The 23,077-nt window shown below is 36.1% G+C and carries 18 protein-coding genes; 8 read left to right on the forward strand and 10 right to left on the reverse strand.

Features of this window, described 5'->3' with window-relative positions:
- Positions 1-196: 196 nt before the first annotated feature.
- The 3 genes from ACFINU_RS00620 to ACFINU_RS00630 form a co-directional block, all read right to left on the reverse strand.
- Positions 197-1,771: a peptide chain release factor 3 gene (locus ACFINU_RS00620; RefSeq protein WP_375617468.1), complete on the reverse strand. Its 1,575-nt coding sequence runs from the start codon at positions 1,769-1,771 to the stop codon at positions 197-199.
- Positions 1,771-3,432 (reverse strand): lysine--tRNA ligase, encoded by a 1,662-nt coding sequence (locus ACFINU_RS00625; RefSeq protein WP_375617467.1) that lies wholly within the window; start codon positions 3,430-3,432, stop codon positions 1,771-1,773. Before ACFINU_RS00625 ends, ACFINU_RS00620 begins: the two co-directional genes overlap by 1 nt.
- Positions 3,433-3,809: 377 nt before the next feature.
- Positions 3,810-5,045: an argininosuccinate synthase gene (locus ACFINU_RS00630; protein WP_375617466.1), complete on the reverse strand. Its 1,236-nt coding sequence runs from the start codon at positions 5,043-5,045 to the stop codon at positions 3,810-3,812.
- Positions 5,046-5,215: 170 nt separating this feature from the next.
- Here ACFINU_RS00630 and ACFINU_RS00635 point away from each other — a divergent pair, with 170 nt between their 5' ends.
- On the forward strand, positions 5,216-5,857 hold the full coding sequence (locus ACFINU_RS00635; protein ID WP_375617465.1) for a LysE family translocator: 642 nt from the start codon (positions 5,216-5,218) through the stop codon (positions 5,855-5,857).
- A gap of 792 nt (positions 5,858-6,649) precedes the next feature.
- Here the strand turns inward: ACFINU_RS00635 and rlmN are convergent.
- The 6 genes from rlmN to lptC form a co-directional block, all read right to left on the reverse strand.
- Complete coding sequence (rlmN, locus tag ACFINU_RS00640; protein ID WP_375617464.1) at positions 6,650-7,876, reverse strand: 23S rRNA (adenine(2503)-C(2))-methyltransferase RlmN; 1,227 nt, start codon at positions 7,874-7,876, stop codon at positions 6,650-6,652.
- 41 nt (positions 7,877-7,917) lie between these two features.
- On the reverse strand, positions 7,918-8,421 hold the full coding sequence (locus ACFINU_RS00645; protein ID WP_375611465.1) for an invasion associated locus B family protein: 504 nt from the start codon (positions 8,419-8,421) through the stop codon (positions 7,918-7,920).
- A gap of 1,885 nt (positions 8,422-10,306) precedes the next feature.
- Positions 10,307-10,771, reverse strand: a complete 465-nt coding sequence (ptsN, locus tag ACFINU_RS00650) for a PTS IIA-like nitrogen regulatory protein PtsN (RefSeq protein ID WP_375606109.1) — start codon at positions 10,769-10,771, stop codon at positions 10,307-10,309.
- A gap of 911 nt (positions 10,772-11,682) precedes the next feature.
- Positions 11,683-12,477: an LPS export ABC transporter ATP-binding protein gene (lptB, locus tag ACFINU_RS00655; protein ID WP_012754448.1), complete on the reverse strand. Its 795-nt coding sequence runs from the start codon at positions 12,475-12,477 to the stop codon at positions 11,683-11,685.
- A gap of 6 nt (positions 12,478-12,483) precedes the next feature.
- Positions 12,484-13,083 carry an LptA/OstA family protein gene (locus tag ACFINU_RS00660; RefSeq protein ID WP_375617463.1) on the reverse strand — a complete coding sequence of 200 codons (600 nt, stop codon included), beginning with the start codon at positions 13,081-13,083 and terminating at the stop codon, positions 12,484-12,486.
- 76 nt (positions 13,084-13,159) lie between these two features.
- Positions 13,160-13,804 carry an LPS export ABC transporter periplasmic protein LptC gene (gene lptC, locus ACFINU_RS00665; protein ID WP_375617462.1) on the reverse strand — a complete coding sequence of 215 codons (645 nt, stop codon included), beginning with the start codon at positions 13,802-13,804 and terminating at the stop codon, positions 13,160-13,162.
- Between the two features lie 183 nt (positions 13,805-13,987).
- On the opposite strand from lptC, the gene ihfB reads away from it, so the two are divergent.
- The 7 genes from ihfB to ACFINU_RS00700 all read left to right on the forward strand — a co-directional run bounded on the left by ihfB (position 13,988) and on the right by ACFINU_RS00700 (position 19,889).
- A complete protein-coding gene (ihfB, locus tag ACFINU_RS00670; RefSeq protein ID WP_273790186.1) occupies positions 13,988-14,266 on the forward strand; it encodes an integration host factor subunit beta in 279 nt (92 codons plus the stop codon).
- A 7-nt stretch (positions 14,267-14,273) separates the two neighbouring features.
- Positions 14,274-14,570: a lipopolysaccharide assembly protein LapA domain-containing protein gene (locus ACFINU_RS00675; RefSeq protein ID WP_375617461.1), complete on the forward strand. Its 297-nt coding sequence runs from the start codon at positions 14,274-14,276 to the stop codon at positions 14,568-14,570.
- Between the two features lie 172 nt (positions 14,571-14,742).
- On the forward strand, positions 14,743-15,666 hold the full coding sequence (locus ACFINU_RS00680) for a class I SAM-dependent methyltransferase (protein ID WP_375617460.1): 924 nt from the start codon (positions 14,743-14,745) through the stop codon (positions 15,664-15,666).
- Positions 15,667-15,668: 2 nt separating this feature from the next.
- Entirely contained in the window at positions 15,669-16,523 is an 855-nt protein-coding gene (locus ACFINU_RS00685; RefSeq protein ID WP_375617459.1) for a TrmH family RNA methyltransferase, read from the forward strand.
- Positions 16,513-17,016, forward strand: coding sequence for a signal peptidase II (lspA, locus tag ACFINU_RS00690; protein WP_375617458.1), 504 nt, complete (start codon positions 16,513-16,515; stop codon positions 17,014-17,016). The genes ACFINU_RS00685 and lspA overlap by 11 nt, the downstream gene beginning before the upstream one ends.
- Before the next feature lie 1,123 nt (positions 17,017-18,139).
- Positions 18,140-18,913: a Bax inhibitor-1/YccA family protein gene (locus ACFINU_RS00695; RefSeq protein WP_375611347.1), complete on the forward strand. Its 774-nt coding sequence runs from the start codon at positions 18,140-18,142 to the stop codon at positions 18,911-18,913.
- 112 nt (positions 18,914-19,025) lie between these two features.
- Positions 19,026-19,889 carry an endonuclease/exonuclease/phosphatase family protein gene (locus ACFINU_RS00700; protein ID WP_375617457.1) on the forward strand — a complete coding sequence of 288 codons (864 nt, stop codon included), beginning with the start codon at positions 19,026-19,028 and terminating at the stop codon, positions 19,887-19,889.
- A gap of 5 nt (positions 19,890-19,894) precedes the next feature.
- Here ACFINU_RS00700 and polA read toward each other — a convergent pair whose 3' ends face one another.
- Positions 19,895-22,804, reverse strand: a complete 2,910-nt coding sequence (gene polA / locus ACFINU_RS00705; RefSeq protein ID WP_375617456.1) for a DNA polymerase I — start codon at positions 22,802-22,804, stop codon at positions 19,895-19,897.
- Positions 22,805-23,077 lie beyond the last annotated feature (273 nt).

Consider the following 23,077-nt stretch of genomic DNA (forward strand, 5'->3'; position numbering starts at 1 on the left):
AAGACGTTACAATTACAAATATATTATAACTTATTGAATATTAAAATAAATTTACCGTATTCTTTATACAGTGCAATCTGAAAGTGTTCTTTACATACTCCTTTTGTTTTCAGAAAAAATAACAATATTCAGATCCCCAACTCAATATGAAAAATCATTATCAACCAAATTGTTACATAAAAAATTCTTCTTTACATTAAAAGCTTACTTGATAATCTTTAAAAGTAGAAAATTTTATCTTAGGAGCTCTTTCTGCTTCATAATTTAATGAAAAATGGTTCTCCGCTAAAAAAACTGGATCACCTTCTAAATCATACGCAATAGCAGAGCGGTGATTGCTAAGAAACTTTTGCAACTCATCTTTGCTCTGCGCTGAAATCCAACGGCATAAATTAAAGCGCGCAGACTCAAAATTCACTGGCAAAGAATATTCTATTTTTAATCGTTCTTTTAAGACATCAATTTGCAAAGCACCAATAACACCAATGAGAGAAGGCGACCCATCATCAGGAATAAACAATTGTACAACCCCTTCTTCAGCCATTTGTTGCAAAGCTTCTTTGAGCTTTTTTGCTTTCATTGGATCGCCCAAACAAACACGACGCAAAATCTCTGGTGCAAAATTTGGTATTCCCTTAAAGAGGATATCTTCTCCTTCAGTCAAAGTATCGCCGATACGCAATGTTCCATGATTAGGGATCCCTACGATATCACCAGCATAGGCTTGATCAGCAATTTGGCGCGAACGCGCAAAGAAAAATTGTGGAGCCGAAAGTGTCATCGGTTTTCCTGTTCGAACCAACTTTGTTTTCATACCACGTTCAAGTGTTCCCGAACATACCCGAAAAAATGCAATACGATCACGATGATTAGGATCCATATTCGCTTGAATTTTAAAAACAAATCCCGTCATTTTAGGTTCAGTTGCTATGACATTGCGCTGATCTGCACTTTGATCACGAGGACTTTGACCAAAATCAATAAGCGCATTGATCAAATCACGAACACCAAAATTTCGCAAAGCTGAACCAAAATAAACCGGTGTCATATGACCTTCACGGAAAGCTTGCAGATCAAAATTCTTGCAAACACTTTGAGCAAGTTCTACCCCTTCAATAAAAGTTGAACGTTGATATTCAGGGAGTAAATGGACAATCTCTCTGGGATTTGAAACTATTTGCTGTGTTATCTCATCATCTTTTTGACGAAACCGATTATGATGAAGGTCATAGGTACCAACAAAATCTTTACCTGTCCCAATGGGCCATGTTATAGGGGCGGTATCAAGAGCAAGCTTTTCTTCAATTTCATCTAAAAGCTCTATAGGATCACGTGCCTCACGATCCATTTTATTGATAAAAGTAACAATAGGAATATCCCGCATCCGACATACTTCAAACAGTTTTAGTGTTCTAGGCTCAATCCCGCGGGCCCCATCCAATACCATGATAGCACTATCAACAGCTGTAAGCGTGCGATAAGTATCGTCTGCAAAATCTTCATGGCCTGGGGTATCTAGGAGATTAAAAATATGATTTTCATATTCAAACGTCATCACCGAAGTCACAACGGAAATACCACGATCACGCTCAATATTCATCCAATCAGAACGGGTTTGAATACGATCTTTTTTGGCTTTTACTTCTCCTGCAAGTTGAATAGCACCACCAAACAATAAAAGCTTTTCTGTTAATGTTGTTTTCCCCGCATCTGGGTGAGCAATAATTGCAAATGTACGGCGTCGCTTTACTTCCTGCACTCTTCGTTCCATTATTCCTCCATAGGTCGTGCAAGTGTTTCAGCAATCAGTGCACGCATTTCATTAATCCCATAAAGCGCTATAAATGATCCCCATCGTGGACCTCGCTCTTGTCCAAGAAGAACTTCATACAACATTTGAAAAAAAACATTGGAAACACCAGGCCCACCTTCAGGGCTTTTTTTGCTATGATCTTGATAGCGTTCCGTTAACCGTGCAACATCAAGAAGCATATTTTGTAATATGTTGCCATCAACAGTTTCAGGTAAATGAGCTAATTTTTCATCAATTTGTGCTAATGTTGCTCGTTCGCTATCATCTGGTATACGAAATTTCTTGTTTGGTTTAACAAAAACATCAAAATATTTAATGGCAAACTTCACCAATTGATCCAGTTCTGGATAAGTTTGTGCATTTGCTCCTCTAGCGTAACGAGAAATAAAACCCCAAAGAACTTCTGCATTCTCCGCATTTGAAGCACTTACCAAATTTAAAAGCATCGCAAAGGATACAGGCAAATCAACCTGCGGTGGACAACCATTATGAATATGCCATACAGGATTACTAAGCCGTTCTTGCCAACTTTGACGACCATAAGCAGAAAGATGAGCATAATATTCATCCACAGCTTTAGGAATAACATCAAAATAAAGCCTTTTTGCTGTTTTAGGTTTTGAAAACATATAAAGCCCTAAACTCTCTGTTGGGGCATAAGTAAGCCATTCATCAATGGTTAAGCCATTTCCCTTGGATTTGGAAATTTTCTGCCCTTTCTCATCTAAAAAGAGCTCATAGTTGAATCCTTCTGGGGGCTTTCCACCTAATACTTTACAAATTTTAGAAGAAAGATTTGTGGAATCGATAAGGTCTTTTCCGGCCATTTCATAATCAATGCTAAGTGCTGTCCAACGCATTGCCCAATCTACCTTCCACTGACACTTAACTTTGCCCCCAGTAACCTCTGTTTCTATGGTTTCTCCTGTTTCAGGTTCAATATAAGTGACAGTCCCTTTTTCAACATTACGCGCAATCATCGGTACCTGTAATACTTTTCCAGAAAAGGGAGAAATCGGTAGAAAGAGTGAATAGGTCGCTTGCCGTTCTTCACCTAATGTTGGTAAAATAATTGCCATAACCTTGTCATAACAAGCAAGGATTTTTAAAAGTGTTTCATCAAAACGACCGGAATTGTAATAATCCGTAGCACTTGCAAATTCATAATCAAAACCAAAACGATCAAGGAAAGCCCGTAACCGCGCATTATTTGCCGCTCCAAAAGAAGGATAATCATCTCCAAAAGGGTCGGGTACACGGCTCAACGGTTGACCAAGATAATGTTCCATCCTCTCGCGATCAGGCACATTCTCAGGAACCTTGCGCAAACCATCCATATCATCAGAAAAACAAAGTAATTTTGTTTTTACTTTATTCTCCGTGAGAATATGAAATGCATGACGCACCATGGTTGTACGTGCAACTTCCCCAAAAGTTCCAATATGCGGTAAACCAGAAGGGCCATAACCTGTTTCAAATATCAGACTGTCTGGATAACCCGTTTTTTCATACCGTTTGATAATCTTACGTGCTTCTTCAAATGGCCAAGTTCTCGATTGAGAAGCTGCATCTTTTAATTCAGGCGTAAGGTTGAGGGTATCACACTGATCACGCATCATTATTATTTATCCTAAAAATTACACTCTTTCAAAATAGGGTGTATGGTTCTTGAATTTATTCGTCAATAATAGCAAGCAAAAAGATGAAAATTTCTTTATACTCTAAGCCACAATACAAAAACCGCCCTCGTTATAAACATATTCTGTTCTGATAAAAATCAAAAACATTCAATATTATAAAGCAAAATTGACTTGTTTTGATTATCGAAGCCTTCATTGCTATTATTATCATGGGTTTTGCTTATTATATTTATTAGCGCAAAAGATAAGCTTCTAGTATTGAACGAAAGAACGGTAAAAACCAACAGAAAAAATGCTTAAACTAGGCATTTCATACAAAAGCACTGCACCTACTTTACACTTGTCACCGTAACTTTCTATTTCTTTTCTTTATCACCTTGATGATGCATTGCTAATGTACGCAAACGTAGAGCATTTAATTTAATAAAACCAGTTGCATCTCTTTGATCATAAACACCTTGATCATCCTCGAAAGTTACTAACTCACTGGAATAAAGTGATTTCTTACTTTGGCGCCCTTCAATAATTACATTCCCCTTATAAAGCTTTAACGTGACTTCACCTTCAACATGTTCTTGAGATAAATCAATAGCTGCCTGCAACATCTTACGTTCCGGCGAAAACCAAAATCCATAATAAATGAGTTCTGCATAACGTGGCATCAACTCATCTTTTAAATGAGCTGCGCCACGATCTAACGTTAAAGATTCTATAGCTCTGTGAGCCGTCAAAAGAATGGTTCCACCTGGTGTTTCATAAATACCCCGCGATTTCATACCCACAAAGCGATTTTCTACCAAATCTAACCGACCAATACCATTATCGCACCCGTAACGATTTAATTCTGCAAGTAAAGTTGCAGGAGATAAATTTTTTCCATTGATTGAAACAGCATCGCCTTTTTTAAAGCCAAGAGTAATTCTGGTTGCTTGATCTGGAGCATCTTCCGGCGAAAGAGTACGCATATGGACATATTCAGGAGCAGGAAGTGCTGGATCTTCTAAAATCTTTCCTTCTGATGAAGAATGCAATAAATTTGCATCCACTGAAAAAGGCGCTTCACCTTGCTTATCCTTTTCTACAGGAATTTGATGAATACGAGCAAATTCAAAGAGATCTGTCCGACTCTTAAAATCCCAATCACGCCATGGAGCAATAATCTTTATATCAGGATTAAGCGCATAAGCGGAAAGCTCAAAGCGTACCTGATCATTGCCTTTTCCTGTTGCTCCATGAGCAATGGCATCTGCCCCTGTTTCCTCAGCAATTTCAATAAGGCGTTTTGAAATAAGTGGACGTGCAATTGATGTTCCTAAAAGATAAGTCCCCTCATAAACGGTATTGGCTCGAAACATCGGAAACACAAAATCACGCACAAATTCTTCGCGCAAATCTTCAATGTAGATCTCTTTAACACCTAGCATTTCAGCTTTACGACGAGCAAGTTCTAGCTCTTCCCCCTGCCCCAAATCTGCTGTAAAAGTTACAACTTCAACACCTAGCGCACTTTGCAACCATTTAAGAATAATTGACGTATCCAATCCACCTGAATAAGCCAAAACAACTTTTCTAATATTTTGCCACTTTTTCATTTTAACGTTCTATATGAGCTACTTTTTTATTTCTACCCAAAAATCAAAACGATGCAAGAAATATAAAAATAAATTCTTTTTAAGCAACATTAAAAAGACGCAAAAAGCGTAAATAAAGGTGCCTCAAAGTATAAATAGTGAACACTGCTTAAAAACAAAAGGAGATTTACGTGTCATTTCTACCGGAGTGGTCTATTGTTGTACAATTTGCTTTAGCATCGTTGATTTTAGCACTTATTCCAGGACCAGATATGATGCTTTCTGTAGGACGAACCATTACACAAAGCAAAAAAGCTGGAATTATGTGCGCCTTGGGTAGTGCAACAGGGTTTGCCATTCAGGTTACGGCTGTAGCACTTGGCTTATCAGCGCTTATTTTTGCTGCACCACATACTTTTGTTCTTCTGAAAATTGTTGGCGCCTTTTATCTTTTATGGTTTTCCTTTCAAGCGTTACGGAGAAACCCCAATTTTTCCTTTGAACAGACATCTTCTAAATCTCAAAGCGCTAAACGTAACTATCTTGCTGGTATTGGAATTAATCTTCTCAATCCTAAAGTTATACTCTTTAACGCGACATTCTTACCACAATTTATCAATGCGAATGATCCTATGGCAACACAAAAATTACTCTTTTTAGGACTCTCTTATATTCCTATTTCTTTCCCCATTACAATTGCAATCGTTTTTACAGCGCATAAACTTACCAAAACTCTCAAAAAGAACCCTCTTTATATTCGCTTTCTCGACTGGCTTATTGCTGGTACTTTTACCAGCTTTGCCCTCCATCTCCTTGTGGTTACAAAACATTGATTTATAAGTGTAATGTATCGCTTTTAATTTAAATAAAAAAACAAATATTATAAGATTTTTTCATTTCAAACCTGTTTATTTTGAATAAAACAATACCTTTCCTTTGTACATCACAAGAGAAGCTGGAGTTTTCGTATGGATAAAAACTATCTAAGAAAAGAATAAAAACACCTCTTATGAACCATCTCAAGTGCTAAAAGCTGTTACAACATTGGGAGCTAAAAAATAGAATGGTGGTACCAATTTACACCTTTATTAAACATAAAGGTGTAGGAGTACAATACATTTCACAGAAGCTTTTTGTTATACTCCTCACAAGCATTATCGTTATATGAAGAGTGCACTAAGAGATACTTAAAAAACATATCAATGGATAACTCAATGGTATTTATATTTTAGATCCTCTGTTTTGCTTGTGATGCGTGATCTTATTTAAGAAAATAATAAACAAAAACATGAGGCACTGCACAATCTCCACTTTTTAAAATATATTACCGTAGATGCTTTTAAAAGACATAAAACCGAATTAAAGAGTATGATAATAAGGTAGAAATTAGTTATAATCCTTAAGACCTCATATTCCCTCTAAATTAGGCTTCCTTCTTAATTTCAGAGATTATACAAACGAGACTATAGACAATATCTTACCCCATTTAGCATATAAACGCTGAAACTGTTCGTCTAGCACTTATCCATCTTAGTATCTGTCTCACATATGCCATCGCATGAGGTTTGGATATTAAATTACAAACAAAAAAGCATAGGCCTCGATATAGCTGAAAATTACGTTAACTAATGACCAATAGCATTTTCAAGTCGTAAACGTTCAGATTTACGTAAGCGCTCTGAAGCCGATTTAAGCTGTCCACATGCAGCTAAAATATCGCGTCCACGCGGTATCCGAATAGGAGAAGCATAGCCCGCTTGATTAACGACATCAGCAAAACGCTCGATTTGCTCCCAATCAGAGCACTGATAATTACTCCCTGGCCACGGATTAAAAGGGATTAAATTAATCTTAGCAGGAATCCCTTTCAATAACTGAATCAATTGCTTAGCATCATCTAAACTATCATTGATATCTTTCAGCATAACATATTCAAATGTGATTCGTTTTGCATTGGAAAGACCAGGATAATTACGGCAAGCCTCCATTAGTAAAGCAAGCGGATATTTTTTATTAATGGGAACAAGCATATCCCTTAGTGTATCATGTACTGCGTGGAGTGAAATTGCTAACATAACACCAATTTCTTCTCCAGTTCGGATAATTCCAGGAACAACCCCACTAGTTGAAAGCGTAATTCGACGTTTTGATAAAGAAAGTCCATCGCCATCAGAGGCAATCAATAAAGCTTTTTTAACAGCTTCAAAATTATAAAGAGGTTCTCCCATTCCCATCATAACAATATTGGTAATTTTTCGTCCTTCAATGGGAACAATTGCTCCATCAGGGGTATTCTTATCAGGAAAATCACCCAAACAATCACGTGCAACCAATAATTGTGCCAAAATTTCTTCTGCGGTCAGATTACGAACAAGCATCTGCGTTCCCGTATGGCAAAAAGAGCAGGTTAAAGTACACCCTACTTGCGATGAAAGACATAAAGTACCACGTCCTTCTTCAGGGATATAAACCGTTTCAATTTCAACAGGCCTTCCAGCTCCACGTGCAGGAAAACGTAAGAGCCATTTACGCGTACCATCTTTTGATATTTGTTCTCCAACAATTTCTGGGCGCGCAATGGAGAAATGACACTTAAGTGTTTCTTGCATTGCTTTAGAAATATTCAGCATATCATCAAAATTTGAAACACCACGCACATAAAGCCAATGCCAAAGCTGACGCACACGCATACGCGTTTGATGCTCTGGTACACTAACTGTCTTTAAAGCTTGCATCATTTCATCTTGCGACAAACCAATTAAAGAGAGCTTAGAACTCTCCTTCACGACCACATTATCTGTTTTTCGTGCAAAACATGAACCAACTGGTCTAAGGTCATAGGAAATGGCCATTGCTTTCCAATTTACATCACTATTTTAGAGTTATCGAAACCTTAATGGCACTTTTGAGCTGCGTTTAATGCAGCAGTGACCCCTTTTAAGGAATAAGTATAAGTGGTATGCGTTCCTCGTTTTGATATCGCTTGCACTGTCATATTGCTTCCAGCACGCATAGCAGAAACAAGCTGCTTTTCTAGCTCTGATGACGCCAGCCAAGCTGAGGAATCTTTCGTGAAAAAATCAAAGTCCTTACCTCCAATGGTCACTGTCACTCTCGACCCTTCTTGAAGGGTATAACCAGCCATAAACTGCGGTTCAAACGAAATAGGTGAATGAGAACGCTTGGTAACCAAGAAAAAGTTATCACCATGATTAACTGTCGTTGGAAGAGCCTTCAAAGGTACCGATAACACATAGCAAATCGTATTTTTGGGCGATTTATAAGAATAGGCTCCCCACGCTTCAAATTGATTTAAACGGCTTGGCGTTTGTGCATATGCCACTCCCGCTGTAACAAGAACCATTACAGATGCAGCAATAACAGTCTTTTCAAACATCTTCATTTAGCTCACTTCTTTAGTCTCTAACAAGATTTTCTTCATTAGAAAAATTCAACAAAAACTCCTCGATATTCATGTGTTATTGTCCTAATTCCTTCAATAAGCGAAATATTTTCATACTAATCAAAATAGATTTCTACGTTTCATTGTGACCTTTTAATCATTACCAAAACATAAACTTCTTATTCAATAACCACATTAAAAAATAATATCTTCATTTTACGCTACTTATTTCGTTTTTGTATAAAAAATGATTTCTTTAAGCTATAAAACTTCAAAACGAGATGAAAATATACCATCACTCTGTTAAGAAATAAACCATACTCTTTATATCACAAGCAATCTGATGCAAAATTTTGAAAATACACCCCGGACTCCCCGCAAAAAAGCTTAATCGCCTTACGAATATCACTTCTCGACTTTATGCATTCAATACATTTATGTTCGCAAAATACTCCATCTTTTACTCATTATAGTGCATTCATATTTCGTATTCAATATCGTCCCGATAACACTTTTTCTCAATCTTCAAAATACCTTGTAAAAATAATAAAATATTATCAAGATATTAATAATAAAACATAAAGAATTTAGATTCTATCTCAATAATCACATACAACTTTGTTTCTTTTGATCTTATTTCCCTATATATTTCATCTCCAATTATTAATTTCTAAAATGATTTTAGTAGCTTATAATAGCTTAATCGTATTATTTTAATGTATTAGACGATATTTTTCTTTCTGTTATAAAAAACTTCTTAAGAATTCTTTGGGAAAGTCTCCTTATCTTATTTCTAAGTAATTTATAAAAAGAAATATAAAACTTTTTTCTATAGCAGTTCTAACATTACCGTTTTTTAAACAATATTTTAATCAATTAAAGACACTTAAATAAATCTTCCTATGCATAAAAACTCTTTCACCCAACCTAAAGGTATAATTTTCATTCTTACCGTACAAAATTGTTCTTTAGCATGAGCTCTATACAACAGCAGACATCTAAATCATATCTATAAAATAGTTGATCTCTCCACTTGTGAAGAAGAAAGCTGGCACCATAACACTATTTTCCAGCTCCCAATGTTTTGCTACAATTCTCGATACTTGAGACGATTCATAGGAAGCATTTTTACCCCTTTCTTGTACAGTTTTTATCCACACGCTAATTCCGTTTACAACGTGCAAGGAAATGGTTTTGATTGATTCAACATAAACAAGTTTGGAATGAGAGAATTTTACAATATTCGGATCTCTCATCCAACATGCGAAATAGTGAATTATATTTAAAATCAATATCTTGCTATACTGAAGATACAATATATCTCTTATTTTTTCTTGAGCATTAAAATATTATCCCTAAACACTCAAACTCAACTTACAAAAAAATTCAATGCACAAATAAACTTTTCTGTTTATTTCTTCCCGCTTTCAAAGGACGAAGATTCTTAATCCAATCTGGACTGAAAAAGTTTGGATTCTTGTCGAGCGGTCTCATCTTTTCTTCCCACTCATGTGATTCACTTAACTAAAGTCTCTACAGACAAGTCCTGCTTAAAAATATTTACCACGTACTCTAAAAGCACTTAATATATTAAGAAGACTTACAGAATTTATCTCACCATATCTCAAATGATAGTGTTTTTACAGTATAACAGGATAAAAGAATCCACGAACATAATAATTAGATGCTTTAATATACGAGAACAAGAAAGGACAAGCCCTTCGTTTTTGTTGCTTGCTCTTTAAAAAGAAGGTTCACTTAGAAGTGATTTTCTTAAATCTCATGACATAACCTTTTGTTATTAGTCTTAAGATGCAAATTATATTATTTCCTACGCTCTGTAGTGCATACTTCGCAATTTATACGCTCATAATAACTTTTAAGCTGCATTTGATTCTGAAGTCTGAATCAATAAAGCATAAAGCGCATTGGCATTATGCGTACTGCGCAACTTTTGTACAACATCAGTGTGACGCAAAACACGTGCGATCTGTGATAAAGCTTTTAAGTGATCTGCACCAGCATTTTCAGGTGCTAAAAGGAGAAAAACGAGATCTATAGGTTCGTCGTCAAGAGCTTCAAAATCAACAGGACTTTCAAGACGTGCAAATATACCAATGATCCGATTAATATCAGGTAATTTTCCATGAGGAATCGCAATACCTCCACCCAAACCCGTTGAACCAAGCTTCTCGCGTTGTAAAACAACATCAAAAATCACATGCTCACTAAGACCTGTTAGCTTGGAAGCTTTTTCGGCTAAAATTTGCAGAACCTGTTTTTTCGAATTAGCATTAAGAGCCGGAATGATCGCTTCCGGTGCTATTAACTCACTCAAATTCATACTTTAATTTTCCTCTTACACGCTAAAATGCTCATCAATAAACCTATAAACGCTATAGATACTTAATGTTCTTTCACTTTTCGCAACATCGCATGTGTTTTTACTTTTCAATTTATAATGGGTGATGGCTCAATACATCTCATATCACTTCTAAAACAATAATAAATAGTATTCAGATCATCATTAACGGCATGAGAAACCAAACAAATGAAGTTGTTCATAAAGTTAATTTCCTTACGACTCTAGAAAAGGCCATTATTCATAAATTTATTAAACTTGTCATAAGAGTTGATGTATAATCCGCCATCAGAGTTTTTCTTTCTTTAAAAATGAGCCCTTAAATTAAGATGAAAAGCATACTGAGCAAAATGGACCTTTACTTTGAAAATTACTGTATAGCTTGAACATCGACTTATAACAAGAATATAAAGATTTTTAGAAATTTAATGATTATTTTAAAAGATTTATAGATTTAGCCTGATATCTGTAGCCAAGCTCCTATTTTCAAATAGGCCATATAAACCAATAAAATACGACAACTCCTATTGAATAACCGCAATATATAAACCGGTGCTCCCATCAAAATACCTAAAACAGCATCATCGATATATTATTTGATTCGACAGAGAAAAATATGATAAATATCTCTTACCTTTCAATAACACACGCATTTATTGAGCGCTTCGTTTATCACTCATTATCACGTTAATCTAGTGATATCTTTTTTATAATACAATTATGAGTAAGCTAAACTTATAAAACAACAAACTAACCTCTAATGATGAAGCCTTTTTCACCACTCAATAACAACATTAAGGTTATAGTCATAAAAGAAGTTTTGGCATAAATAAGGAGATTTTCAGTAATAATGTTTGGTTAAACTTAAACGGAAACTCGTGAAAGCTGTAAAATCAAAGAGAAAACTGATTTCCCAAATAAATTCTGCGTACATCAACGTTGTTGATAATATCGTTAGGACAACCGTGAACTAACACCCGTCCTGTATGAATAATATAAGCGCGATCGACAAGCCCTAATGTCTCACGCACATTATGATCCGTTATTAAAACACCAATGCCACGCCTCGTTAAATGACGAATAAGTTGTTGAATATCGAAAATAGCGATAGGATCAATTCCTGCAAATGGTTCATCAAGTAACATAAAATGGGGACGAGAAGCTAAAGCGCGCGCAATTTCAAGTCGCCGACGTTCACCTCCAGATAACGAAAGTGCAGACATTTTACGTAAATGATCAATTTTAAATTCATGTAAAAGGCTATCTAACTCTTCACGTTGTTTAAGGCGATCTTTTTCAACGACCTCTAAAACAGCTTTAATGTTATTTTCTACTGAAAGACCACGAAAAATAGACGCTTCCTGTGGAAGATATCCAATACCTAAACGCGCACGTCGATACATCGGAAGATGCGTAATATCAAATCCATCAATTTTAATGGATCCTCCATCAGATTTTATAAGCCCTGTCACCATATAAAAACAAGTTGTTTTACCTGCCCCATTGGGCCCTAAAATGCCAACGGCTTCTCCCGTACGAATACCAAAAGAAACACCATTAACAGTTCGTCTTCCTCGATAAACTTTAATCAAATTACTGGCAATCAAGGTCCCTTTTAAGGGATTTTTTGAAGCTTCACTTTCAAGATTATACCTATCGGTCTGTTTTTTTCTTTTGATTCCAAACATGAAATCTTAATGGCCATTCTTTTGATTTTGTTTTAAAATAATAGAAACACGACCTTTTTTCTTAGGCGTCTCACAACCTTCTAAAAAAGCCTTTCCGCTTTCCATATTTGCCGTTAGTTTGCACCCCGTTGCCACATTGTCACCATCAGTTAACACAACATGATTCCCTGTCAAACTCATCATTTTTGACTTTCCATCAAAAACGCCTTTATCACCCGTAGCAACTTGCGTAGCAATTTTTATATAAACTTTTCCTAAAGCTTCCATTTTTTGTATACTCGACGAACCAAATAAAGAAACAGATGATGCCTTTGTATCTTCCTTGTTTTTATCAATTTCTTTATATGCTTTATCGTAGTAAACAACTAATTCTGCCGTTCTTAAAAGACGTTCACCTTGCACCACTGAAACATCACCCTTAAAAAGCGCTATCCCTTCTTTATCACGTATTTCCAAAGAATCTGCATGAAGTTCTACTGGTTCTTTGTCGCTTGATAGACTTATTCCAAAATGAGCCACTTCAGCATATCCTAAAACTGCTCCTTCTCCTAACATTCCCATGCTAAAAGCCAATATCATACCTATCCATCTTTTGTACGATTTCATTATTTCAATTCTTCTGTTTGTATATACACATACTTCTCTTTATAAATATCCTTTAAAGATTTGTATTGATATTGCGTTATTGCTTTTGAAGCACTAAATGCACACCACCATGAAAATATATGTTTTTTCCTTTTTCTCGAATTTGTAAGGCGTTTGCGGCAAGATTCAAACCGGCTTGCTGAATATTAACACGTTGATCTGTTTTTAACTGTCCCTCGGATAAGTTAATACTAGCTGACATAAATTGTACCATCATCCCATCATTCGTCGTAATCGTGAATGGCTTATCCAACTGTAAAAAACCATTAATGTTATCGTAAACCCCCCCTTGTGCTGAAAGAAAAACCTGTCTTTGTTGGCCCATAAATGCTCTAGCTGTAATGTTTTGCAACCCAATCATTCCAGCGTGTGTATGGTCTTGAAATGCCTTTTCTGCTTTAAGCCAATAAGGTTCATGAGCACGCGTATACCCTTCTAATTTTGGATTGAGCATCGTCAAATTCATCACGCCACTTTCTCTATTATTCAAAGGCATAGAATCAGAAGTAACGGGAACCAAGAAAAACGTAAACCAGCAAAAAACCAGCGCTGAAATCAACGCTAAGAGAGGTAAAAAAAATTTTAATATGCTAATGCGACGCGAATGATGGGATGCTTTTTTTAAAACATCTCCAAAAGATGATCGCGTTGAAAAGGCTTTATAATGATTGTGTACGGACATACTCTCCTGATCTCTTAAATCCTCCGCATTTTTAATCTGTATACCCTTTATAGAAGGTATTTTCAAATTTTGTTTCTTGCAATTTGTTTTTTCTTGATTTTATTTTGCTTTTATCCGTTTATATATTGTAATATGCATGGAGTGCACAATTACAAAATTTTTTTGTGTGAAAGTGAGGCTATTGTGGTAAAATCAGAGCTTGTGCAAATTATCGCTCGTCATAACCCGCATCTTTTTCAACGGGATGTGGAGAATATTGTAAACGCTATTTTTGAGGAAATTGCAACAGCACTTGCAAATGGCAATCGCGTTGAACTTCGTGGATTTGGAGCTTTTTCTGTAAAAAGCCGTTCAGCCCGTAATGGACGTAATCCACGAACAGGTGAAGCCGTTTCTGTTGAAGAAAAGTGGATTCCTTTTTTTAAAACTGGCAAGGATTTACGCGACCGTCTTAATCAGTGAGAAACTTATGATAATTAAACGTATTCTTCTAACAAGTATCGGTGTGATTCTCGCAGCGGTTTTGATTGTTTTTATCGTGGCTAATCGTCAAATGGTTCCGTTAACCCTTGATCCTTTTCGAGCAAATCCTGAAAGTTTTACTTATCATGCTCCCCTCTTTATATGGCTCTTTATTTTCTTTGTTTTTGGTATTTTATTAGGAAATCTGATCAGTTGGTTTTCCTATCACAAATACAAAAAAGCTCTCAAAAAAAGTAAAGCCGAGATTGAAAAATTGAAAACATCTATCACAAATCTGGTGTAATGGTATTTAAATGAAATCTTTTCTCTCTGTATTTTATATTCAGTACAGAGTTAAAAGTGCTCTTTTTCTTTTTTTATACATGTTTTAATTGACTTTAGCTTTTTTGCACTTTTACGAAACATTTAAGAGCTTTATAATATATTTTTATACCTCATATACCGTGATACAAAACATGCCCGCACAATGCTTTCAATTCAATAGATATCCGCAGGAAAAGCTGCCCCTTATTTTAGAAACGGGTATAAGCGAAAACTATGCTCTCATTGATTCTGGTCATGGACAAAAATTAGAACGTTATGGAGCTTACCGCATTATTCGACCAGAAGGTCAAGCACTATGGAAACCCGCTTTACCACAAAAACAATGGGCTGATGTTGATGCTATTTTCACAGGAAACCTTGATGAAGAAGGGGTTGGGCGTTGGCATTTTCCTAAAAAGCCACTTGATGAAACATGGGCTCTTGCTTGGAATGGATTGTCTTTTCTAGGCCGTTTTACTTCCTTTCGTCATGTGGGGGTTTTTCCTGAACAAGATGCCCATTGGCGCTCTATGGAAGAACAAATTGTTAAAGCCGAACGCCCTATAAAATTGTTGAATCTTTTTGGCTATACAGGTATTGCCTCTTTGATTGGAACACGAGCGGGTGCGAATGTTACCCATGTTGATGCTTCTAAAAAAGCCATTGCGTGGGCAAAAGCTAATCAAGAAAGAGCAGGATTACCAGATCATTCTATTCGCTGGATTTGCGATGATGCTATGAAATTTGTCGAGCGTGAACTGCGTCGTAAGAAAAGCTATGATATGATTCTTCTTGATCCCCCTGCCTATGGGCGTGGACCCCATGGTGAAATTTGGCAACTGTTTGATCATTTACCCGCTATGATCACAAATTGTCGTAAACTTCTCTCTGATAAACCGCTCTCTGTTGTCCTTACAGCTTATTCTATTCGTGCTTCCTTCTTTGCACTTCATGCTTTAATGCGTGATGCATTTGTAAATCTTGGTGGTACGGTCGAATCAGGAGAACTCATTTTGCGTGAAGAAGTTGCAGGACGTGCTCTTTCTACTTCTCTTTTTAGCCGTTGGATTGCTTGAATATGTGTAGACCCAAAACTGGTAGAGTGAAAGAAGTTACCTCTCTTAGCAACCCCATCATAAAAAATCTTAAAGCACTTAGCCAAAAGAAAAACCGTAATAGAGAAGGTCTTTTCATGGCAGAAGGATTGAAATTGGTCATTGATGCTCTCAATCTTGGCTGGACAATACAGACGCTTATTTTTTCTAAAAGTGAAATCGGTAATGCTACTATCGAAAATACTGCTGCACGTGCTGTAGCCAACGGTGGTTTTGTTATTAAAGCCTCACAAAAGGTTATGGAATCACTTACCCGACGCGATAATCCACAAACAGTTATTGGTATTTTCAAGCAAAAATGGCACTCTTTTGAAATGATAAAAGGGCAGATTAAAGATGTTTACATCGCGCTTGATCGTGTACGTGATCCTGGAAACCTTGGTACCATTATTCGAACAGCTGATGCTGTAGGTGCTAAAGGTGTTATTTTAATTGGCGAGACAACAGACCCTTTCTCGCCTGAAACAGTCCGTGCAACCATGGGATCTATTTTCTCTGTACCACTTTATCGTTTTGATGAAAACGGCTTTTTAAACTGGTCTTCTCACTTTAAAGGTATGATTGTTGGAACACACCTCAAAGGTTCTCTGGATTATCGCACACTTGACTTCAAAAATGGCCCTATTATCCTTTTAATGGGAAATGAAAAACAGGGATTATCAGATCTTCTTACGAATCGGTGTGATAAACTTACGCGTATTCCACAAAGCGGACGAGCAGACTCGCTTAATCTAGCTGTAGCAACAGCTGTTATGCTTTATGAAATCCGTCGCCCCTATTTAATACTGGAACCATGTGAGGAAAAACATGATTCGTAAATCACTCCCTTTTCTTCTCTTGGGCTTGGCTTTTACAGTAGTACTTGATCAAGCTGTCAAATACTGGGTTATGCACAATATGCCTTTAGGAACAGAAATTTCGCTTATTCCTTTTCTTTCCCTTTATCATGTGCGCAATTCTGGCATTGCATTTTCGTTTTTTTCTTCCTTTTCTCAGTGGGGAATCATCGCCATCACGATCATTGTGATTATCTTTCTTCTATGGTTATGGAAAAATACTGAATATAATAAGTCTTTAATGCGCTTTGGTCTTATTCTTATTATTGGGGGAGCCATCGGCAATCTCATTGATCGTATTCGCTTTCATCATGTCACTGATTATATACTTTTTCATATTGATGATATTTTTTATTTTGCTATTTTCAACCTTGCAGATAGTTTTATCACTCTCGGTGTTATTGCCATCCTTATTGAAGAATTGCGTACTTGGATGAAAGCAAGGCGTCATTCCAATAGTGCATCTTCTCATTGATATGTTCAGTGCCTTAGAAAACAGAGATTATTGACCATCACAAGTCTGATTACACATTGATTTCTCTTAATCAATTCTTGTTGCTCGTCATTTCACGTGTTTCTCTTCATGGGACTATAAGATCTTACTTTCTTTCCAACTTTACATTTCTACACTTAGTTAGTGCAAAAGAAATGAACCCAAATAGAATCAATATTTTTTATCCATGTGTCCTACATCACAATTTTTGAGGAGACATTTCACAGCATTTGAAGTTCTGTTTATTTGATTAGAACAATTGCTTTTCGTATGTTTTTTAGTTTTTACAGATATCGCTTTTACAGAGCCTTTCTTAAGTGCTTCGTTTAAAAACTCTCCTTTTTTATTTTATATATTGTTTAATAAAAAACATTTTTTCAACTATTTTCAATGGTGTCTTGTTAAAACAACATATTGATTATAAATATAAATTACCGTTTTTCATATTGAATAAAAGCCCTTACTATCCTAAATCTCTTTTATTTGGAATCTGTTCATGTTGAATCCATTAAAACCATGTCTCTTGTAAGACACAAGCAAATCAATAATCTTGATTTATTTAATATGAACAGATTTTCAACCAGAGAATCTTGCGATATTCGGAGTATCATTTAGCATTCAAAAAGACAATTTATCATTATACATCAATATTTATATAAAAATCCAATTCAATAGCTCTTATAACCGTGCAAAACAGATGCAATATTGGAGGTTGAAAATAGTGTGATGATACTTGCCGCTCTTCTCATAAACGCAAAAATAGTGAATATTTTATAAGGGATTGTATTACATAGTTTCTGTGAACAATAGAAAAGTTTTTAAGTGTAGTCTTTTTATCTTGCAAAAATATGGCAAAAAATGGAAATATTTTTTATTAAAATGAACTATTTCCTTACCAATTTGTAAGGTTCCTTCTTCATATAAATCTCTTGTAATTTTTAAATAAATCTCCATAATAAGAGCATATATGCTGGAATTCTGTCAGTGATTCTTAAGGGTTTTTGTATTTGCCTAATTAAGGCTTATACCAAGCTTATCTGTGTAATGACAGAGACACCTTTAAAGCCCTATACCTGACAGAACATATGCTAAAGGATTTTATATTATGGCTAATTTTAAAGATTTACGTTCGGCACCTGCTTCTCATGCCGATGCATCAATTGATCAGGGATTACGCGACTATATGTTGGGTGTCTACAATGCAATGGCCATTGGTTTGCTTATTACAGCTGCTGCCGCTTATGCAATTGTATCATTAGCAACGACAACAGATATGAGCCAAGCAGCAGCTCAAATCAATAGCAGTGTTTATCTAACACCATTTGGAGTAACATTTTATACATCGCCATTCTCTTATATTGTTATGTTTGCACCACTCATAGCAGTCTTATTTCTCAGTTTTAAAATTAATACATTGAGCACAAATGCTGCTCGTAGTCTCTTTTTTGGTTATGCTGCTCTGGTTGGTCTTTCACTGTCTTCAATCGTTTTGCGCTATACGACAGAAAGTGTTGTGCAAACTTTTGTCATTTCCGCCGCAACTTTTGGAGCTCTTTCACTTTATGGATACACAACAAAGCGTGATCTCACAGCAATCGGTTCATTCTTATTCATTGGATTGATCGGCTTGTTGCTTTCCATGATTGTGAACATTTTTCTTGGATCAAGCGCTTTGCAGTTTGCTATCTCTGTGATTGGTGTTTTTATCTTTGCTGGTTTAACAGCCTACGATACCCAGAGCATTAAGTTGATGTATTATGAAGGAGATGAAAGCGATACCAGAGGACGTAAAGTTATTATGGGCGCGCTGAATCTTTATCTTGATTTCATCAATATGTTTGTCTTCTTGCTACAGTTTCTTGGCTCAAACCGTGATTGATTGCAAAAATCATTACTTAATTAAAGAACCTTGTTTCTTTTAGAAACAAGGTTCTTTTGTTTTTAGTGTAAATCTTTACCCTCTGCTTCTTAGAAACTATTCTTTTCGCAAAATGACAAAAATCCCTTATAAGCAAAAATTCCCTTGGTTTACCGGTTTTATCCAACAAAAACTCCATAGCTCCCTTTTAAATACAACTCACAGCCGCTCTCATCATCAATCAAACATCGTCAATCAAAATAGTAATTATGATCTGACCGTTGCTTCCTATAATGTGCATAAATGTGTAGGTGTTGATAAAGTTTTTAATCCTACAAGAATTGTCCGTGTTATTACTGAATTACAAGTTGACATCCTTGCTCTTCAAGAAGCAGATAAACGTTTTGGGGAACGCATCGGTTTGATTAATCTTCAGCTATTAAAAGCTGAAACCGGTTTGATTCCTGTACCTCTTAATACTATGTCACCTCATGGCCATGGTTGGCATGGGAATGCTCTTTTTTTGCGAAAGGGATATGTACGTGATACTTTACAAGTCACTCTTCCTAGTATTGAACCACGTGGGGCTGTAATTGTAGAGTTGGAAATGGCAGCAGGCCCTATTCGTATTATTGCGGCTCATTTTGGCTTATTACGTTACTCTCGTAAACAACAAACAAAAATGCTCCTTGAAATTTTCCAAAAACGCTCCCTTATGCCTACACTCCTCATTGGAGATTTCAATGAATGGCGAATGGGAAAAGGCTCATCTTTAAATCATTTTTCTCCCTATTTTGATAGCACTTTTGAAGTTGTACCAAGCTTTCCCTCTCGTTTTCCTTTGTTAGCCCTTGATAGAGTTTTTTCTTTTCCCCACCAATTGGTAACAAGTATTGAAAATCATTATTCACCACTTGCACGCATTGCTTCAGATCATTTGCCTATCAAAGCCTATCTTAATCTTTCCAACGCAATCAATATTCTTAAAAATAAATAAAAAAATTAATGTGCCTCATCCCAATTTTGAGCCGTCATAACTTTTACTTCAAGCGGTACAGATAAAGATAGAACCGGTATTGTAGCATTTTCCATAACATTTTTAACAACAGTCATAGTTTTTTTACTTTCTTCTTCTGGTACTTCAAAAATCAGTTCATCATGAACTTGCAGCAACATTTTTGCTGATAGTTTTTCTTCTTTTAAAGCATCTCCCATATGTATCATAGCGCGGCGAATAATATCTGCTGCAGAACCTTGAATTGGAGCATTGATAGCTGCCCGCTCATTAAGAGAACGAATTTTTACATTCTTTGCTTTTATCTCTGGATAATGGATACGACGTCCAAAAATTGTTTCTACATAACCATTTTCACGTGCAAAGATTTTGGTCTTCTCCATATAATCTTTAATTCCTGGAAATCTTTCAAAATACAGTTGAATATAACGACCCGCTTCTTGGCGTGAAATTCCCAATTGATTGGCTAGTCCAAAAGCTGAAATACCATAAATAATACCAAAATTAATCGCTTTTGCACGCCGTCGTATATCTGAATGCATTCCTTCTATCGCAACACCAAACATTTGTGATGCCGTTATAGCGTGAATATCATGCCCTTTAGCAAAAGCTTCTTTTAATGCTTTTATATCCGCAATATGTGCAAGAATACGCAACTCAATCTGACTATAATCAGCAGAAAGTAACACATGTCCTTTGGGAGCAATAAAAGCTGTTCGAATTTTACGTCCTTCAGCAGTTCGCACTGGAATATTTTGCAAATTTGGCTCTGATGATGATAACCGACCTGTTGATGTTATTGCCAAAGAATAATTTGTATGAACTCGCCCTGTTTTTGAAAAAATATAAGAAGGCAAGGCATCTGTATAGGTAGATTTTAGCTTTGAAAGTTGACGCCACTCAATAATTTTACGCGGTAAAATATGACCTTCAGCAGCCAACTCTTCTAAGGTCCGTGCAGAAGTTGACCATTGTCCACCCTTAGTTTTAGCGCCTCCAGGCAATCCCATTTTGCCAAAAAGGATATCCCCTAATTGCTTTGGCGAAGCAAGATTAAACTTTTCATCAGCTTGTTTGTAAATTTCCTCTTCTAGAATCAAAGCAGCTTGTGCTAACTCTCCTGAAAGACGCAATAAAATCTGCCTATCAATAAGAATCCCCCGTTCTTCCATTCTTGCAAGAACTTCTACAAGAGGCCGATCAAGACGCTCATAAATTTTTGTCATTCCACGAGCAACAAGTTGCGGTTTCAATACTTGCCAAAGACGTAGCTTTATATCAGCATCTTCCGCCGCATAAAGGGTTGCTTGTTTTAAATCTACTTGTGCAAAAGAAGTAATTTTTTTCCCGTTATGCGTTAAATCTTTATAGACAATTGGTTTATGCTCAAGCCAACGTTCAGACAAATCATCCATATTATGGGTTAACATTCCAGCATCAAAAGCATATGATAAAAGCATGATGTCGTCAAAAGAGCTTATCATAATGTCGTATTGCTTCATCACCAACCAATCATATTTTATATTATGACCAATTTTTAACACCGCTGAATCTTCTAATATCGGTTTTAAAAGTGCTAAAGCTTTTTGGTCCTCAATCTGTGAGACAATGCGCCCGCCCCTCAAAAGATCCTCTTCTCCTTCATCAAAATGTTCAAGAGGTATATAAGCTGCTTTTTCCGGCTGTAATGCGAGTGAAAAACCAACAAGCTTTGCTTGCATCGGATCAAGAGATGTTGTTTTAGTATCAAAAGCGAAAAAACCCTGCTCTTGTGCTTGTGATAACCAGTCTTTTAAAATTTCCTCATCAAGAATTGTTGTATAAGCATCTCTTGTAATTTTTTGAGTCAGCGCTTGATCTTTACGTTTTTGTGCAAAAACTTGTGGAGAATTTTCAGAAAAATTATGAAGAGATGCGCGCTCAGTATTCTTGATATAAGAATCATTCCTGGGGCTTAGTTTTTCCCATTCAACATCTATATCAAGTGCGTCAATAACAGCTGCATCGCATGTCGTTGCCTCTACCACGCGACGCGTTAATGTTGAAAACTCCATCGCTTTCAAAAAAGCAATTAAACGTGGACCATCTTGTGGCTCCAAAATAAAATCATCTAAATCATTATCTATAGGAACATCTGTTTTAAGCCTGACAAGTTCACGAGATATTTTAACTTGTTCTCTATAAGCTTGAATGTTTTCACGTCGTTTTGTTTGTTTAATTTCTGTTACGTTTTGCAATAAAAGATCAAGAGAACCAAATTCATTTAACAACTGAGCTGCAGTTTTTGGACCAATGCCTGGAATACCCGGTACATTATCCGTTGAATCTCCAATTAATGCTTGTAAATCAATCATTTTTTCAGGCACAACACCCCATTTTTCTATAACTTCTGAGATACCTATATGCTTATCTTTCATTCCATCATACAAAGATACATGCGTATTTACGAGTTGCATAAGATCCTTATCAGAAGAAATAATGGTTGTTTTTGCCCCAACCTTTGTTGCCAACTTTGCATAGGTAGCAATTAAATCATCCGCTTCAAAGCCTTCCTTTTCAATACAAGGCAAATTAAAAGCCTTCGTTGCTTGGCGTATTAGCGCAAATTGAGGAATTAGATCTTCAGGAGGTTCAACGCGATTCGCTTTATATTCAGGATAAATTTGTTTCCGAAAAGTATCAGATGAATAATCAAAAATAACAGCAAAATGTGTTGGAACGACACCTGTAGCTGTATTACGAGCATCACAAAGTAATTTCCATAACATATTGCAAAAACCAGCTACTGCTCCTACAGGAAGTCCATCCTTTTTACGTTTTAAAGGCGGCAAAGCATAATAAGCACGAAAAATATAGCCTGATCCGTCAACCAAAAAAAGATGATCTGTTGCTTTCATAACAATTTTTTCTCCATTTCAGCTAAAAAAACAAATTACCCTTATATATTTTTTCACTTTGCCTCTAAAAAGCCATTTTTTCTCTTCATAAGACGTGAAGTCGTTGCACTTTATATTAAGTACCTAGAGCTTTTCTTTGCTGTTACAGGATTAATAGCTTTCATTTTGCTCCTCCTATGATAGCTGAGGTACGATGTAGCGACAGGGTCGTTGTGGTGTTCCCCTCCCCACAACGACCGTTTTTTTTGACCTCGATATCCTTTAATTTCAATC

The organism is Bartonella sp. AC130YNZD (assembly GCF_042196865.1).
GTDB lineage: Bacteria > Pseudomonadota > Alphaproteobacteria > Rhizobiales > Rhizobiaceae > Bartonella.

Coding starts and splice junctions, on each gene's coding strand:
- ACFINU_RS00675 (WP_375617461.1), top strand. CDS start 14,274: ATGATAATTAAACGTATTCTTCTAACAAGTATCGGTGTGATTCTCGCA.
- lptC (WP_375617462.1), bottom strand. CDS start 13,804: ATGTCCGTACACAATCATTATAAAGCCTTTTCAACGCGATCATCTTTT.
- polA (WP_375617456.1), bottom strand. CDS start 22,804: ATGAAAGCAACAGATCATCTTTTTTTGGTTGACGGATCAGGCTATATT.
- ACFINU_RS00645 (WP_375611465.1), bottom strand. CDS start 8,421: ATGTTTGAAAAGACTGTTATTGCTGCATCTGTAATGGTTCTTGTTACA.
- ACFINU_RS00700 (WP_375617457.1), top strand. CDS start 19,026: ATGACAAAAATCCCTTATAAGCAAAAATTCCCTTGGTTTACCGGTTTT.
- lspA (WP_375617458.1), top strand. CDS start 16,513: ATGATTCGTAAATCACTCCCTTTTCTTCTCTTGGGCTTGGCTTTTACA.
- rlmN (WP_375617464.1), bottom strand. CDS start 7,876: ATGGCCATTTCCTATGACCTTAGACCAGTTGGTTCATGTTTTGCACGA.
- ptsN (WP_375606109.1), bottom strand. CDS start 10,771: ATGAATTTGAGTGAGTTAATAGCACCGGAAGCGATCATTCCGGCTCTT.
- ACFINU_RS00630 (WP_375617466.1), bottom strand. CDS start 5,045: ATGAAAAAGTGGCAAAATATTAGAAAAGTTGTTTTGGCTTATTCAGGT.
- ACFINU_RS00660 (WP_375617463.1), bottom strand. CDS start 13,083: ATGAAATCGTACAAAAGATGGATAGGTATGATATTGGCTTTTAGCATG.
- lptB (WP_012754448.1), bottom strand. CDS start 12,477: ATGTTTGGAATCAAAAGAAAAAAACAGACCGATAGGTATAATCTTGAA.
- ACFINU_RS00625 (WP_375617467.1), bottom strand. CDS start 3,432: ATGATGCGTGATCAGTGTGATACCCTCAACCTTACGCCTGAATTAAAA.
- ACFINU_RS00680 (WP_375617460.1), top strand. CDS start 14,743: ATGCCCGCACAATGCTTTCAATTCAATAGATATCCGCAGGAAAAGCTG.
- ACFINU_RS00685 (WP_375617459.1), top strand. CDS start 15,669: ATGTGTAGACCCAAAACTGGTAGAGTGAAAGAAGTTACCTCTCTTAGC.
- ACFINU_RS00620 (WP_375617468.1), bottom strand. CDS start 1,771: ATGGAACGAAGAGTGCAGGAAGTAAAGCGACGCCGTACATTTGCAATT.
- ACFINU_RS00695 (WP_375611347.1), top strand. CDS start 18,140: ATGGCTAATTTTAAAGATTTACGTTCGGCACCTGCTTCTCATGCCGAT.